Here is a 16,705-nt window from a genome sequence, read left to right as displayed (position 1 = left end):
AAGAAGTAAGTAGATATGGATGGAACACAATGATAATGGGATCGGGAGGCGCAAAATTGGAGAAATCAATACAAAATATCTACTCATTAACTCCGCTTCAAGAAGGAATTCTCTATGAACTTGAAATGAATAATCAAACAGAAAATCTGTACATTTCTCAAATGCAAATCAGAATAACAGGCACTCTAGAAGTAAACGCATTATTCCAGGCATGGAATCAGGTTGTAGAGCGTCATGAAGCATTAAGAATGAAGGTCATCTCTAAAAATATAGAAAACAACGTTCAGGTTGTATTCAATTCAATCGATTATCAACCAGAAATATTCGACATGACATTGCTAAATGAACATGAACAATTAAAGGAAATACAGAGGATATCCAATGAATCCCGTGATATGGACGTAAATAACTCGAATTTGATGAAATTCCAGTTGATAAAAATCGAAGAAAATCAATTTATAATGATTTGGACTCATCACCATATTATTTTAGATGGCTGGAGCACAAGTATTGTCCTCAATGAACTCTTTGAAATTTACAGCCAAATAGTAGGAAAAGACACAAAAGGGCTTATTGAAAAACCAAAACAATATGGCGACTTTATTCGGTTTATGAATAGAACCAATACGGAAGAGTTAAACCGTTTTTGGAAAGTGCTAGCAAAGGATATTGAACAACCAACGATCACATTTCCTGTTATAAAACAAGCGAAGGAAAACCAGAAGGGAGATAGTCTCTTTTGGGAGTTAGATAAAGAACAAAGTAAACTATTAAGAGACTTTTCAGCTGAAAACCATGTAACGATTAATGTATTATTGCAATTAATTTGGTCGATGGTGCTAAAGGAAATGTCTCATCAGAATCGAATAGTTTTTGGGATTGTGAGCTCTGGTAGGTCGAATAATTTATTCAAATCAGAAGAAATTGTTGGACTGCTCATTAATACGATTCCTATGATAGCAAAAATAGAAGATACAGATAGCATTGCTGATTTATTGAAACAATTTCAAGAAACATTAAACAACATGTTAGATTTCTCCCAAATTTCTTTAGTAGATATCAAAAATCATACGAAATTAAAGAAGGAAGATCCTTTATTTGAGACTTTATTTGTTTATGAAAATTATCCAGAAGCTAAAGATGAAGGATCGAGTATTAATTGGGAAGTACAAGGTGGAACAGAATCACACAGCTTCCCTTTATCATTACAAGCCCAGGATAATAAAGAAACAATAAAATGTAAATTGTATTTTAATCGAAGCTTTTTAGAAATTTCACTTGTACATGATATTCAAGAAGCCTTTATGCAAATTGCTAATCAAATTACAAAGGCTCAATACATCAATGAAATTTCTGTGGAAGTTGATTTTCCAAAAACAAAAAATAATGTCAGTAATGACTTTAAAGCTATACGAAACCGTTCTGTCTCTACCTCAACTGTTAATGAAGATCTTAAAGAAATCTGGCAAGAGTTTTTCTTGAACAGAGAGATTAATGAGGATTCTGATTTCTTCCAGCTAGGTGGGCATTCGATAACAGCTATGAAATTGGTGTCAAAAATAAATAAAATACTTGATATCAATATAAAATTAAAGGATTTGTTTGAAAATCCTACCTTGAAATTGCTAAGTCATAAGATGTTTCCAGAAATAATGATATCCACTAAAGATGAAACTCAATTTGAAGAAATAGTTATATCATTTGTAGAAAAGACTTTTTTGGAAGTTTTATCAACAAGTCAAATCGATAAAAACGCCGATTTTTTTGAAATAGGCGGCCATTCGATATTAGCCATGAAGTTATTAACAAAATTAAACAAAGAATTTAATCAAATTCTAACTTTAAAAAATATTTTTCAAAATTCAACGGTCCAATCGTTGTCTGACTTCATCATTAATAAAATTTCAGATACTGCAAGTGAACACAAAGAAACGCAACCACAAAATTATGTTCTATCTAGTAACCAAGAAGCTTTGTGGTTTAACGAAAAACTAAATGGTAAAACGACTAATTATAATATACCTCAGAAATATAAAATTACTGGGAAAGTGGACAGTACACTTCTAGAAAAAGCCGTTAATCATGTCATTAATAGACATGAAATTTTAAGAACTATCGTTCGTGAAAAAGATGGTATAGGCTATCAAGAAATAAGAGAAGATTTGTACGTTAAAATAGGTGAAATAGACCTCACTGAGTTAAAAGCAGAACAGCAAACAACTCATGTTTTGCAAATAGAAGACGACATGCAATCGGAAATTTTTGGAATAGAAAAAGGTCCTCTCTTGACGATAAAACTTGTTAAATTGAGTGAAAAAGAGTTTGTACTATTTGTTAATCTTCATCATTTTGTTTTTGATGGATGGTCAGTGAGTATATTTTTAGATGAATGGTTATCGTTTTATGACAGTGAAGTGAATAAAAAGGAACTTATCCTTGGAAACGATTTTATACAATATAAGGATTTTGCCGTAGAACAAAAAAGCTGGTTGGAACGTAATTTTAAAGAAGAAATGCTATTTTGGAAAAGAAATTTATCAGGCGATTTACCTAAATTAGAGCTTCCTTTAGATACGATTCGAAAAAAAGAAAATCGCAATAATGGCAGTAGTTTCATAGTGGAGCTAACAAGGGAAGAGCTCCAAAGCCTAAAGCGGATGTCACTTGAACAAAATTCAACACTATATATGACTCTACTAACTATGTATCAGTCTTTTCTAGCAAAATATACAGGACAAAATGATGTCATTGTTGGAAGTTCTTTAGCGAATAGAATGATTTCTGGAACAGAGAAATCAATAGGCTATTTTGTCAATACACTACCCTTTAGATTAAAGATAGAATCTGAGGAAACATTTGAAGAGATTCTACATAGAAATACGGATCATATCGTTGACATCTATGATCATCAACAAATGACATTAGAAAAAATTGTTGAAGTTATTAATCCTGAAAGAAATTCGGCGAACACCTCATTATTTCAAACGGTCTTTATTTTACAAAACAATGCTAAAGCAGCATTTCAAAGTGAATACATAAACATAACGCCTGAAGTTATAAAATCAAAGGTAGCAAAATTTGATTTAAGTTTAGCTGTGGAAGAATTTGAAGATAAACTATTATTCGCTTTTGAGTATAATTCAGAGATTTTCAATGAACAAACCATTCGATTATTAGGTGAAAATTTTTTAGAGTGGATCAAAACAATTACAAATCAGCCTGAACAATCAATTGATCTAGTATCTGTTGTGAGTAAGAAACAAGAGAAGATATTATTAGAGGATTGGCAAGGAGAAACTATTTGTTTTGAGGGGATCAATGATTCCATTCCAGAAGCTTTCTATAAAATTGTTGAACAATTTCCTGATAAAATGGCCATTGTTGATGGTTCGAGAATCATTACATATCGGGAATTAAATCAAAAGAGTAATCGACTTTCACACTATTTACTAAGCAAAGGAATTTCTAAAGAAGAGAAAATTGGAATATATGTGAATCGATCGATTGATATGGTAGTCGGGATGTTGGCAGTAATTAAAGCTGGAGCTGCTTATGTTCCATTGGATCCTCATTATCCAAACGATAGATTAAGCTACATGGTTCATGATTCGTCCATTTCATATTGTTTGACTCACAAAGAACTTGAAGAGAACGGATTAATCGATCAATCTAAAACAATATACTTTGAAGATATTGAGAAAGAATCGAATACGTTAATGGAAGAAAATCTTCACATTGCTGATCATAAAGATCTAGCATATGTCATTTATACTTCCGGAACAACAGGTAGGCCAAAGGGAGTAATGATAGAACATAGAGGAATTATTAACTTAGTTTTTAATCAAAATAAAATGATGTGTTTAGATACTTCAGCTAAAGTGTTGCAATTCGCTACGTTTAATTTTGATGCATCCGTTATTGAGATTTTTAGTTCACTTTTATTTGGTGCTGAACTACATATAAGTGTAGATAAAGAAAACCAATTTGACATGAATAAACTTGTTGAACAAATAAAGGACGAAGAGATTTCGCATATTATTTTACCACCTGCTGTGTTGAAGGAACTCCCAATCACTGAATTGAGTAGTATTAAAGTGTTAGGGTCTGCAGGTTCTGAATGTCCAGTTGAACTCGTTTCAAAGTTTAAACATATATCGTTTTTTAATGGTTATGGGCCTACAGAATATTCGGTGTGTACAAGTTATAAAATATTTCCTCCGAATGAAGATGTAACAAATGAATTCGTTGTTTCAATTGGAAAGCCTCTGACTAACACTGTTGTACTTGTATTAGATAAACATAAAAAAATAGTACCGGTAGGATCTGTGGGTGAACTTTACGTGGGAGGACTTGGGTTAGCAAGAGGATATTTGAACAATGAGAGTCTAACCAATGAAAAGTTTGTACCCAATCCATTCAATCCTACAGAAAAATTATATAGAACTGGGGATTTAGTTAAGTTTAATAAAGTTGGAGAATTAGTTTATATAGGTAGAGCAGACGATCAAGTGAAAATAAGAGGATATCGTGTTGAACTATCAGAGGTTAATGTTTCATTACGAAAAATAGAAGAAATAAAAGATAGTTTTGTAACGGTAATGGAAGATAGATTTGAGAATAAAAGGCTAATTGCTTACTATACGGTGAATAATGAAGTTTCGGTAGAAATAATCAGAAAAAAATTAAGAGAGACTCTGCCTACTTTCATGATTCCCTCTCATTTTATGAAACTAGATACGTTTCCTTTGACGCCGAATGGAAAAGTAGATCAAAAAGCACTTCCTAAATGGACGGAACAAATGGATGAACGTAAGGAAAACATGCTAGATGTGAAAGGATTGTCTAAAACTGAAACAGAGCTTTTGACAATTTGGAGAAATGTTTTAAACGATCCATTAATAGGTCCAGATGATAACTTTTTTGAATGTGGTGGTGATTCAATCATCAGTATTCAAATATGTTCTGCTGCAAATGAGAAACATTTATTTATAACACCTAAAGATTTATTTGAATATCAAACGGTACGAGAGTTAGCGAGTATTGTAAATGAGCAGGAGCAAAGCCAAGTGGTTCAAGAAACAATATCAGGTTATGTCCCGTTAACGCCTATTCAATCTTGGTTTTTTAATGAAAATCATGAGAATATTCATCATTGGAATCAGTCTGTCGTTTTAATGAAGGATAATACAATGTCAACTGAACAATATAAAAAAATCATTATGAAATTAATTGATCATCACGATGTTTTAAGGACATTATTTGAAAAACAAGGTGATTCATATATAGGCAATATTCGGAATGTAGATACAGCATGTGGTTTTTATGAGTATCATGTTTCAAGTTTTAAAGATGAAAATAGTTTGAAGGAAATTAAAGAACTAGAAGAAAGTGCCCAACAAAGTTTAAACATTCACAATGGACCTATGATGAAGTTTCTTCTTTTTAAGGATCAAAGAGAAGTAAGAATTTTTTGGGTAATCCATCACCTCGTAGTTGATGGTGTTTCGTGGAGGATACTTCTTGAAAATTTCGAAAGATGTTGTCAACAGATAAAGAATGAACAAGAACTATCACTGCCTTTAAAAACGACTTCTTATAAACAATGGTCCGAGAAACTTAACGAATATCAGAATACTGAACGATCAGAAGAAGCCGTCCAATATTGGGAGAAGGAAATGAATAAGACCGTTTCTCCGCAGACGAAAAGTTTAGGAGAAACGTGTGATTTTGAAGGCATGTATAAAATAGAAGTGGATGAGGCCAAAACACAAAACCTCATTAAAAATACATTAAGAAAATATAAAACGTCGATTGATGAAGTTTTATTATCTGTTATCGCTCATGTGTTTTCCAATCGAATAGGAATCCATGAATTTTGGCTCGATTTAGAAGGCCATGGAAGAGAGGATATTGAGGATGGTATTGATCTATCAAGGACGGTAGGATGGTTCACCTCTATCTATCCAGTAAGGATTGAAGGAAAATCGTCTTTGGGGTCAACGTTGAGAAATACAAAAAACACATTAAGAAGTGTGCCAAACAAAGGGTTTGACTTTGGTATCCTAAAGTATATTTCTAATAAGAATTATAGCTATCCAGATAGCCTTGTGAGTTATAACTATCTAGGTCAGTTTAACAACACAGGTGATATGGAACAAACCAATAGTAGCAATATTGATTTAAACTACAAGTTTCCATATAAACTGAATTTCGTCGCAAGCATCGTAAACAATAGACTCATTCTGAATATTATTGGGGATAGAAAAAATGAGAATTTCCAAATAATATGTAAAGAAGTTGAATCGCAAATAAACAAAGTTTTAAGCGGAAGTGTAGAGTTAAATGATTCCATTGTTGAAACGGATTTCGAATCTGAGAAAATAATTGATGGAAGTACGATCACCCATTTTATTAATAAGTTTAATAATATTGAAGAGATTTACCCAGTGACATCACTTCAAGAAGGGATGTTATTCCATAGTGAAGTGAATCAAAGTTCTGAATATATTTCACAGCTATCTATTGATTTAAAAGGGAATCTTGACCTGGATAAATTAGAAGAAGCTTGGAATGATACCTGTAGAAAATATGACGTTCTAAGGTCAGTTTTTAGGCGAAATCAAATGGGAGACCGCTATCAAATTATACTCAATGACATTTATTATGTGTTTAATCATGTGAATCTAACGATGTTTAATGGTGACGAGTTAGAAGAGAAAATAGATAATCTGTTAGTGCAATGCAGGGGTAGACAAATTGATTTAGAGAATGGTCCACTCATGAATATAACATTAATTCAAATATCGAGTCATCGCTATAAATTCATATGGACACATCATCATGCCCTAATAGATGGCTGGAGTCTGCAAATTGTTATTAATCATTTCATGGATAATTATCTAAATGCATCCAGTATGTCAAAAGACGGTGAAGAGCATAAGCTTGCTTATAAACAAGTCATGAATCATGTTCAGAATGTTAATAAAAAAGATGAAGCAGCTTTCTGGAATAAAGAGTTGGAGGATTTCGGACAAGTAAAAGCACTAGCAAGTACGAAAAAAAATAAACAATCTTATACATCCGATAAGGTTATTGAATATAGCTTATCTGAGGATCTTACTGAAAAATTAATAGATATATCCAAGCGACACAGGAAAACAATTAATACAGTGGTTCAAGGAGTTTGGGGCATCGTCCTATCCTACCTTAACGAAAGCAAGTCAGTATGCTATGGTGTGACAAGCTCAGGAAGGAACCTCAGCATTCCACATATCGAATCAGCTGTAGGTTTATTAATCAACACACTTCCATTTTCTTTGAAAATCGATTGGGAAGATGATTTACAATCTTATTTCACCGCTATTCAAAATAAGCAATTACAAATGAGAGAGTATGAGTTTAGTTCACTAACGGATATTAAGCGATATGCTGAAATTCCATGGGATAAAGATTTATTTCAACATATATTTGTGTTCGAAAATTACCCGAGCACAGAACTAGCAGAGGATTCGCGAATAATGATTGAAAATTCTGTTGGAAATGAATCGACTAATTTCGATCTTACGTTTTCTGCCGCTTTAGTGCAGTCAAAGCTCCATTATAAAATTATTTATAAAGACAGTATGTATGATGAAAATGAGATCTTACGTTTTATGGATTCGATGCAAAGGATATTCTTAAATCTAACAGAAGATGAAACGTTATCTATTGGTAAATTAATAAATAACTTGAAAGTTGGGGCACTATGATAAGTAAATTGATGGCGACGAATAAATTGATGTCAATAACTGAAGCTTTTAGAAAAATAGTAGAGGATAATCAATCAAAAGTTGCACTTTGTGAAAATGAACGGCAAATTACCTATAAAGAATTAGATATTCTCTCAGATAATCTTGCCAAAAAAATCGTTGATTTAGGAATTCAACAGGAAACAATGATAGGGATTCCAAGTCAAAGATCCATTGAACTGGTCATAGGGATGCTTGCAATTTTAAAGTCAGGTTGTTGCTATGTTCCAATAGACGAAAAGTATCCATTAAAAAGATTAGAATATATGCTTGCAGATACGAATATGAAGTTCTTCTTATCTAATGGCCCTCAAGGGAAGTTTAGTGAATTAAGTATTCAACCAATTCTATTTGAGCTTAATGAGCTAAGTAAGGAAGGACACACTTCTGTCAACCGTTCATCAGAAAATGGTCTAGCGTATGTAATTTATACTTCTGGAACAACTGGAAAGCCAAAAGGCGTAATGATAGAACAAAGTAGTGTAGTTAATTTAGTATTGAACTCTAAAATACTTGAAATAAACGAAAATAATAGAGTGGCTCAATTTTCTAACCCCTGCTTTGATGCCGCAACTTTTGAGATATGGGGAGCGTTACTAAATGGAGCTACATTATTCTTGATGTCAAATGAATTTACTTCTTTTGATGATTGGAAAGAAGCAATATCAGTTGGAAAGGTAGATGTAGCGTTTTTTACAACTGGTCTTTTCAATGCAATGGTAGATGAGGATCCATTTATTTTTGAAGGATTAAAGAAAATCGTGGTTGGTGGAGATAAAATCTCCATTTCTCATGTAAATAGATTGAAACAAACGATCGGTCATGTTTCTTTAATTAATGGGTATGGACCAACCGAATGCACAACCTTTGCTATTTGTCATGAAGTTGAAGACAAAGATGTAGATGTTATTCCTATTGGAAAGCCGTTGAGTAATGTTGAAATAAAAATTTTATCTGAAGAACAAGTTGAGGTTGGCGATGGAGAAATAGGAGAGATCTACATTGGCGGTCAAGGAGTTATGAGAGGTTATTTAAATCAACCAGAATTAACAGAACAAGCTTTGATTATAGATGATTTAAATCAGACGAAGTGGTATAAAACAGGTGATCATGGCATCCGTTTAAATAATGGTGAGATTCTGTATAAAGGACGAAAAGATAGCCAAGTAAAAATACGCGGTTTTAGAATTGAGTTAAATGAAATTCAAGAAAAACTTGATAAATATACAAAGGTTGAAAGTTCAGTAGTAGCTGTTAAAAACATCAATAATGAGAATTACGTTACCGCTTATTACACACATAAGGATGAGAACACGGAAAACGTCGAGAATGATATAAAAGATTATTTGAGTAATGAATTGCCGAATTATATGATTCCACACTTCTTTGTTAGAGTTGATAATTTCCCTCTTAATGCCAACGGTAAAGTGGATAAAGAGAAATTGTTAGAAATGGATATAATGCAAAATAAAACTTCCGTAGCTATTCAAGAAGATGGAAAGAAAAAAGAAGTATTAGAGATTTGGAAAAAGGTATTAGGAAATCAAAGTTTAGGATTAGACGATAATTTCTTTGGAAATGGAGGGCATTCCATTTTAGCTACCAAACTGGTCTATGTAATGAAAGAAACTGTATTACCAGAAGCCACTTTACAAATATTATTAGCAAATAATACAGTAAATAAATTTGTTGATGCACTTGAAATGGATTCATCTGGCAGTATAGAAGTCGTGATGGAAAACGATTCTACGCTCGATCACTCTTTGAAGGAGAAAATAAGAGAAATATGTGCTCAACCAGTTCAATTTGAAAAAAACATGTTGATTACAGGAGGAACAGGGTTTTTAGGGGCACATCTATTAAACAAATTGTTAGTGGAAATAGATCATGTCAAAATCTATTGTTTGGTTAGATTTCCTTCGAAAAATAGATTAAAAGATACATTAATAAAATATGGTCTTTGGCAGGATGAGTTCGAAAGCAGAATAGTGGTAATTGAAGGGGATTTTAGTAAACATCAATTTGGTTTAGATGATATGACATATGAGCAATTAAGCAATGATGTTTCTCAGGTGTATCATGTAGGTGCAGAAACGAACTTCTTCGAACCGTATAGTAAATCAAAAATTTCAAATGTAGATGGTGTAGTAGAGATTGTTAAGTTTGCTTCTTCCAACACTCGGAAAAATATTTATTACGCATCAACGCTTTCTGTATTAACTGGAGAAAGAAAATGGGACGAAGAAGACGAATTAGTTTATTCATCCGATTTAATGATCGGGTATAGCCAGTCAAAATGGGTTGCAGAGAAACTACTTCTCCAAGCAAGAGATTATGGACTAACAGTCGATATTTTCCGATTAGGTAGGATTTCATCTAATTCATCAAATGGGGTCTGGAACGAGAAGGATATGTTGTACAAAGTTTTTGAATCATTTATTGATCAAAAGATATTACCATTTAAAGAAGAAATTCATTTTGAATTAATGCCAGTCGATTTTGTAAGTGAGTTTATTTACAAAATATCAAGATTAGATGAGAACAATAAACTCGGAATCTACCATATGTTCAATGATCAGAAAGTTTCAAGTGAATTCGTAACCTCTTTCTTTGAAAAGAATGATATACCTTACTCGAATATGGACTTAGATGAATGGCTGCAATCTTTAAAAGAAAAGACACAATCTAATGAGATTCATTCATTAAGTGCTTTGTCCCAATTAATTGACGAATCAACAAAATTAAAAGAATCAGAAATTCTACAATCCAAAACAAAAAAGGAATTAGATCTGCTGTCAATGCGAATGCCAGAAATTGATTCGAGGTATGTTGAAAACTTTATGAAGTTTATGTTGAATTAATTCTTATTTAGGTGAGGAGTAAGGGGATGAAGGGATTGAATAAAAAACTTTTTTGTTTTCCTTATGCTGGGGGAAGTGCATCTTTTTATAGAGAGTGGAAATTTGATAACAATGAGATTGAGGTAATCCCGCTAGAATACCCTGGACATGGAAGTAAATACTGTGAACCATTGTGTGATCGTATGTCTGCTCTGACGGATATCTTAATGGAAGAAATGCAAACAAAATATCAAATAAATTCACTAAAAAATATCTCCTTTTTTGGACATAGTATGGGTGCGATAGTAGCATATGAAATTGCGGCAAAATTAGAAGAGAGATACGGAAATAAGGTAGAACAATTATTTATATCTAGCAAATCGTCTCCAGATTATAAGGTAGATCAAATCGATTGTTCTAATTCAAACACTTTAAAACAATCACTAAAAAAAATCGGGGGAACAAACAAGGAGCTCTTAGAAACAGAAGATTTCATGAATATATTCCTTCCGATTATCCAATCAGATTTAAATATATTAGCAAACTATCATGGTGAAAATAGACGTCAAAAAAAGTTGAATAATAAGGCTGTTTTGTTATTAGGTTCTGAGGATTCTGTGACGAAGGAAAGTATTGAAAGCTGGAATCAATACATTGAACATATTAACGAATTGCATATTTTAAAGGGAGATCATTTTTACTTAAAGCAAAATCAAGATATCGTATTAAAAATTATTCAAGATTATTTACTCAGTAGTCATTGTGAAAATTCTGATTTAAGTACAGTCGTATTAAGTTAAAACCTTCGATTAGGAAAAATTGTGAGAAAAAAGAATAAGACCCAAAAGTTGTGGTGATTTCAGACACTTTTGGGTCCTTTTTTATTATGCCATCGGTTTCAGAGACAAGGTTTTGAAGTAACGTGACACCCGTTTCTATCTGCTTAGGATCTGAGGCCTACTATCCTTATAATTGGTTTGGTGGAATAACAATCTACCATATTGACCGCTTTGATTATTTGCGTTAATCGCAAGGGAAAGACTGAAATTTTAACGAAAAGATTAATTCGGAAAAGAAGTGACGATTTATTAAAATTTTCAGGGTTTATTATAAAACAACAAGATATTAATGGATGAATCGTTTCGTGAATACCGTTCATCCACTGGTCTCATATTCATGGTCCTCTATACCCCAATTTTGAAGAAACTCGATTGCCGGTTTCAATCACATTTTTAATGAGAAAATCAAGTCTGTCTTCTGTCAAGTTAAAGCTGACAAAACCAATACTCACTGCCCCATGCACTTCTCCAAAATGGTTTAAGACCGGAACAGCTACAGAAGATGTTCCTTCTGTTCTTTCACTGTGACTGATTCCATGTCCCTTCATTTTAGTTTCTTTCAATATATCCCAAAAAGCTGCTCTTTCTTGAACTGGCAAAAGAGCATCTACGATTTTTTTCGCTTGATTATATGGCATATAGGCGAGCATTACCTTATTAGCAGCTCCAATATGCATAGGGACTCGTGAGCCAAGCTGGTCATAAACACGGATTTGGCTTTTTTCACTGTCGATTCGTTCGATAATGAGTGACTCAATTCCTACTGGCTGGCTGAGATAGACGCTTTCCTCCACTTTGTTCATAAGCCTTTCTAGTTCAGGCCTTATTTGACTTATGTAATCCATTTTGTCATACATACGCAAACCATATTCGAGCCAAATATTTCCTAAACCATATTGTTTGGATTGTTCGTCTTGTTGAATTAGGCCATGCTTGGACATTGCTTTTAACAAACGGTGCATGGAACTAACCGGAAGTTCACATTCTTGAGATAGTTCCGTAATAGACAGCCAGTTTTCCGATGAATCGGAAACTAGCACCTTAATAACGTTCATGGCCCGGTCAATTGATTGCATAAACTTACCACCTATCTTTCATTACGAGTTACAAAAAAACTGAAGATTTAAAACATATTGACATTATACCATATTTAATTTTATAATTTAAGAAAATTTCCTATTGTCGGAAACGTTTTCCGATATGCGGAAAAAGGAGGAAAGGTAATGACATATTGTTCGTCTATGTACCAACCATTAGAACGTGTCATTGTAAAACATCCGAACGACGCTTTTATTAGTCAAGAGCATATAAGCCAAGAATGGCAGAATTTCAACTATGTAGAAGAGCCAGATTTCAAAGAAGCCCTAACAGAGTATGGTGACTTTATTTCTATTTTGGAGAAATATGTTCCAAACATCGATTATTTGCCCGCATCTTCGGAAGTCGGAATGGATTCCTTATATGCGCATGATCCTGTAAAATTCACGAGTGAAGGAGCCATTATTTTAAAGTCTGGGAAAGAATTGAGACAGCCTGAAGCAAATGTATACAAGGAGTTTTGTAAGGAGAAGAACATACCGATTATTGGTATTTTAACTGGTGATGCTGTCGCAGATGGCGGTGATATCGTTTGGCTTGATGATCGGACACTTGTTGTCGGACATGGTTATCGTACAAACGCTGAAGCTATTCGGCAATTAAAAGAAATGACCGCTCATCTTGTCGATGAATTCATCGTAGTCCAGCTTACACATGATCAAGGCGAGGCAGAGTGCCTCCATCTTATGTCCTTTATCAGCATGGTAGACCATGATTTAGCAGTAGTCCATTCTCGTCTTATGCCAGTATTTTTCAGAAAACTGCTTATTGATCGCGGTATTCAGCTTATTGAAGTGCCGGATGATGAGTACATGAACTTAGGCTGCAATGTGCTTGCATTAGCTCCGCGTGTTTGTGTAATGCCTTCTGGTAACGCTTACACAAAACAACAGCTTCTTGATGCTGGAGCCACAGTATATGAATACAAGGGAACTGAAATCAGTTATAAAGGCACTGGAGGACCAACTTGTTTAACCTGTCCAGTTGTACGTACGAATATCAAATATTGAGGGGGAAATTAAGTATAAACATGTAATTGTAAAAACAATGGGAGAAAGTTATGTAAATGGTTTAACAACCTCCGACCTAGGCAAGCCAGATTATGAAAGATTATTAGAGAAGCATGCTGCTTAAGTGGAAGCATTAAAAAAATGCGGGGTTTCAGTTACACACTTGCCAGCAAGTGAGGAATTTCCAGATTCAACATTCGTTGAAGATACCGCTGTCTGAAAACAGGAATCTCCTACCTTGGGGAAAACTTGATTGTAGCTGCAGGTGAATTTATCAATCATCATAATTTTTCACCATACAAGAAAATAACGGTTTCAACTGAAGACGAATACTCAGCAAACTGTATCCTTGTAAATGATTATGTGATTATTCCAAAGGGATATGAGAGACGAAACGTAAAATGAATGAAGTTGGTTTTAAAACGATTGAACTGGAAATGTCTGAGTTCCAAAAGCAGGACGGTGGATTGAGCTGTTTGTCACTACGCTTTTAAAAAACAGAAAATTTAGATAAAAGAAGGTTGGTTTTTCCTGTATTCTTACATTTATTAAAAACCGGAAGGGGGATTTCAATGAGTCGATCACTATGGGGTACACCTGAAACTCTTCGTGCTTTATTATGTGAACTTGTTAGCTGGGAAAGCCGTACTCTTACTGAAGGGGAATGCATGTTTCCTTATAAAGTTCAAGAGAAATTAAGTAAGCTTGATTATTTTAAAAGGAATCCAGAGAACTTATCACTTCACGAAGTTGATTTAGGGAGAAACTTTGTCAATGCCTTTTACAAACATCCTGAAGCCAAGGAGACAGTCGTATTAATTAGCCATTTTGATACGGTCCAGACTGAAGAATACGGCGATCTTGAGACTCTTGCTTTTCAACCAGAGGAGCTCACAAAAAAACTTCATGAACGAAAAGATAATTTACCGGAAGAAGCTCGCATTGATCTTGAATCGGGAAAATACTTGTTTGGAAGAGGAACGATGGATATGAAAATGGGACTTGCCCTTCATATGGCTCTCATCGAAAAAGCAAGTATCGAACAATGGTCTATCAATCTTCTGCTATTAACCGTCCCAGATGAGGAAGTGAATTCAGCGGGAATGAGAGCTGCAGTTAAAGAACTTGTGACTTTGCGTGATAATTATGACCTTTCTTATAAAATGTTTTTTAACAGTGAACCATCTTTTTCACAGAAACCGGGAGATGATAGACATTATATCTATTCTGGAACGTTGGGGAAAATCATGCCGGCTGCTCTTTTTTATGGAAAAGAAACTCACGTTGGTGAGCCTTTAAAGGGAATTACAGCTAACTATATTGCCTCGTTCCTTACTCAACTCATGGAGTGGAACACTCTGTTTCAGGAAAGTGATCTCGGAGAGGATACACCTTTACCCGTTTCGCTTCAGCAAAAAGATTTGAAATTACAATATTCAACACAGACTCCTTATCGTGCAGCCGCCCTTTATAATGTTTTCATTATGAAAAGAAGCGCTGCTGAAATTATGGATATATTCGAGCAGGTTGCACAGGAAGCAGCGATAATGTGCAATGAATCATATAAAGCTGTTTGCCGGCGTGAACAGATTGAAAGTGTAGGCGAAGTAAAAGTATTGCGCTACGAAAAGTTACTTTCTTATGCCGAGGGGAAATTTGGTGCAAATTTTGTTGCGGAAATAAAGAGTGAAGTCCAAGGAAACATGGATTGGGATGAGCGGGAAAAATCACTGCGAATCGCTGATAAACTGATGATTCAATGTCAGGAGCTTGCGCCGGCCATTGCATTGATGTTTGCACCGCCATATTATCCTGCTGTCAATACGTCCGATGATCCGCTTATCATTGATTCTGTGAAATTAATAAAGGAAACTGCCCGCTTGTTTGATGACGATGTCAGCCAAATTCATTATTTTAATGGTCTTTGCGACTTAAGCTATGTTCAATATAGTGATGAGGCTGATGGCTGGACTGCTTTTGAAAAGAATACGCCAGTCTGGGGCGATACTTATAGCATTCCTTTCGCTGATATGCTTCAACTTCAAGCACCCGTGCTCAATGTGGGTCCGTTCGGCAAGGATGCACACCAGCGTACTGAGCGCCTTCACATCGATAGTGCCTTTGTTCATACGCCCGTTATGCTGGAGAGACTAATAAAGAGTATGTTTAAGAGTTTGGTTGAGAAGTGAAAGAGGGGTCCTATCGTTTCTACAAGGTTAGTGGTGCCGAAAATCCAATAACTAAAAAACTGCTTGTACAGTTTGGAGCACAAGTGCAATAGGTCCGGAAGGTTCAGATGGTTTAACTGTCCCTATTTTAAAAAAATTAAGTTAACTATATTAGGAGGAATAAATATGTTTAAACATGCGATTGTACGAAAGATTGGTAAAAGTTATGTAAATGGCTTAACAACATCGGATTTAGGAAACCCGGATTATGAAAAAGCGCTTGTACAACACGAGGGTTATATAGAAGCATTAAAACGCTGTGGTGTGAAAGTGACTGTTCTCGAATCGGATGAAACATACTCTGATTCTACGTTTGTAGAAGATACCGCCGTGTTGACGCCAAAATGTGCCCTTGTAACGAATCCTGGTGCAGAAAGCCGAAATGGTGAGATTATTGAAATGAAAGAAGTTTTAAAAGACTTTTATGACACAATTGAGTATATTCAATCTCCAGGTATGTTAGATGGCGGAGATGTCATGCAGGCAGAAGATCGCTTCTATGTTGGACTTTCTTCAAGAACAAATGAAGCAGGTGCTCGGCAGTTCAAAGATATTATGGGTAAGTATGGCTATGATACGACCATCATTCCTCTTAAGAAATTCTTTCATTTAAAAACGGGTGTGAATTATCTAGGAGATAATAATTTATTAGTGGCCGGAGAATTCATCAATCATGAAGCTTTTTCTAGCTATAATCAAATTGTTGTAACAGAGGACGAAGAATATTCGGGTAACTGCGTCCGAATGAACGACTACATTATTGTCCCGAAAGGATTTGAGGGAACAAAGAAAAAGATTGAAGATATTGGATACACTGTGATTGAAGTGGAGATGTCAGAATTCCAAAAACAAGATGGCGGTCTTAGTTGTCTCTCATTAAGATTCTAAGTTAGTTAGGAAGAA

7 protein-coding genes and 1 pseudogene are annotated in these 16,705 nt (G+C 34.4%); 7 read left to right on the top strand and 1 reads right to left on the bottom strand.

Annotation, left to right across the window (positions count from 1 at the left end; genetic code table 11):
* The first annotated feature begins 56 nt into the window (after window positions 1-56).
* From JFU24_RS13230 to JFU24_RS13220, 3 genes are read left to right on the top strand one after another with little or no spacing between them, the layout of a single operon-like run.
* The gene (locus JFU24_RS13230; RefSeq protein WP_201250073.1) at window positions 57-7,748 is read left to right on the top strand and encodes a non-ribosomal peptide synthetase; all 7,692 of its coding nucleotides are present in this window, start codon (window positions 57-59) and stop codon (window positions 7,746-7,748) included.
* Window positions 7,745-10,648, top strand: coding sequence for a non-ribosomal peptide synthetase (locus tag JFU24_RS13225; protein ID WP_201250072.1), 2,904 nt, complete (start codon window positions 7,745-7,747; stop codon window positions 10,646-10,648). Before JFU24_RS13230 ends, JFU24_RS13225 begins: the two co-directional genes overlap by 4 nt.
* Before the next feature lie 35 nt (window positions 10,649-10,683).
* Window positions 10,684-11,427, top strand: a complete 744-nt coding sequence (locus JFU24_RS13220; RefSeq protein ID WP_201250071.1) for a thioesterase II family protein — start codon at window positions 10,684-10,686, stop codon at window positions 11,425-11,427.
* A 374-nt stretch (window positions 11,428-11,801) separates the two neighbouring features.
* Here JFU24_RS13220 and JFU24_RS13215 read toward each other — a convergent pair whose 3' ends face one another.
* Complete coding sequence (locus tag JFU24_RS13215; protein ID WP_053344420.1) at window positions 11,802-12,542, bottom strand: IclR family transcriptional regulator; 741 nt, start codon at window positions 12,540-12,542, stop codon at window positions 11,802-11,804.
* Window positions 12,543-12,689: 147 nt separating this feature from the next.
* On the opposite strand from JFU24_RS13215, the gene JFU24_RS13210 reads away from it, so the two are divergent.
* The 4 genes and pseudogenes from JFU24_RS13210 (at window position 12,690) to JFU24_RS13200 (ending at window position 16,690) form a co-directional block, all read left to right on the top strand.
* Window positions 12,690-13,574 carry a dimethylarginine dimethylaminohydrolase family protein gene (locus JFU24_RS13210; protein ID WP_201250070.1) on the top strand — a complete coding sequence of 295 codons (885 nt, stop codon included), beginning with the start codon at window positions 12,690-12,692 and terminating at the stop codon, window positions 13,572-13,574.
* A gap of 37 nt (window positions 13,575-13,611) precedes the next feature.
* A pseudogene (locus JFU24_RS30305) lies at window positions 13,612-14,068 on the top strand (hypothetical protein).
* Window positions 14,069-14,146: 78 nt separating this feature from the next.
* Entirely contained in the window at window positions 14,147-15,763 is a 1,617-nt protein-coding gene (locus JFU24_RS13205) for a M20/M25/M40 family metallo-hydrolase (protein ID WP_201250069.1), read from the top strand.
* A 165-nt stretch (window positions 15,764-15,928) separates the two neighbouring features.
* Window positions 15,929-16,690, top strand: a complete 762-nt coding sequence (locus JFU24_RS13200) for a dimethylarginine dimethylaminohydrolase family protein (RefSeq protein WP_201250068.1) — start codon at window positions 15,929-15,931, stop codon at window positions 16,688-16,690.
* The last annotated feature ends 15 nt before the right edge of the window (window positions 16,691-16,705 follow it).

This window comes from Peribacillus sp. TH27 (assembly GCF_016650915.1).
Classification (GTDB): domain Bacteria; phylum Bacillota; class Bacilli; order Bacillales; family DSM-1321; genus Peribacillus; species Peribacillus butanolivorans.
The sequence above is the reverse complement of the archived record's forward strand: the minus strand, read 5'-3'. Positions and strand labels throughout refer to the sequence as shown.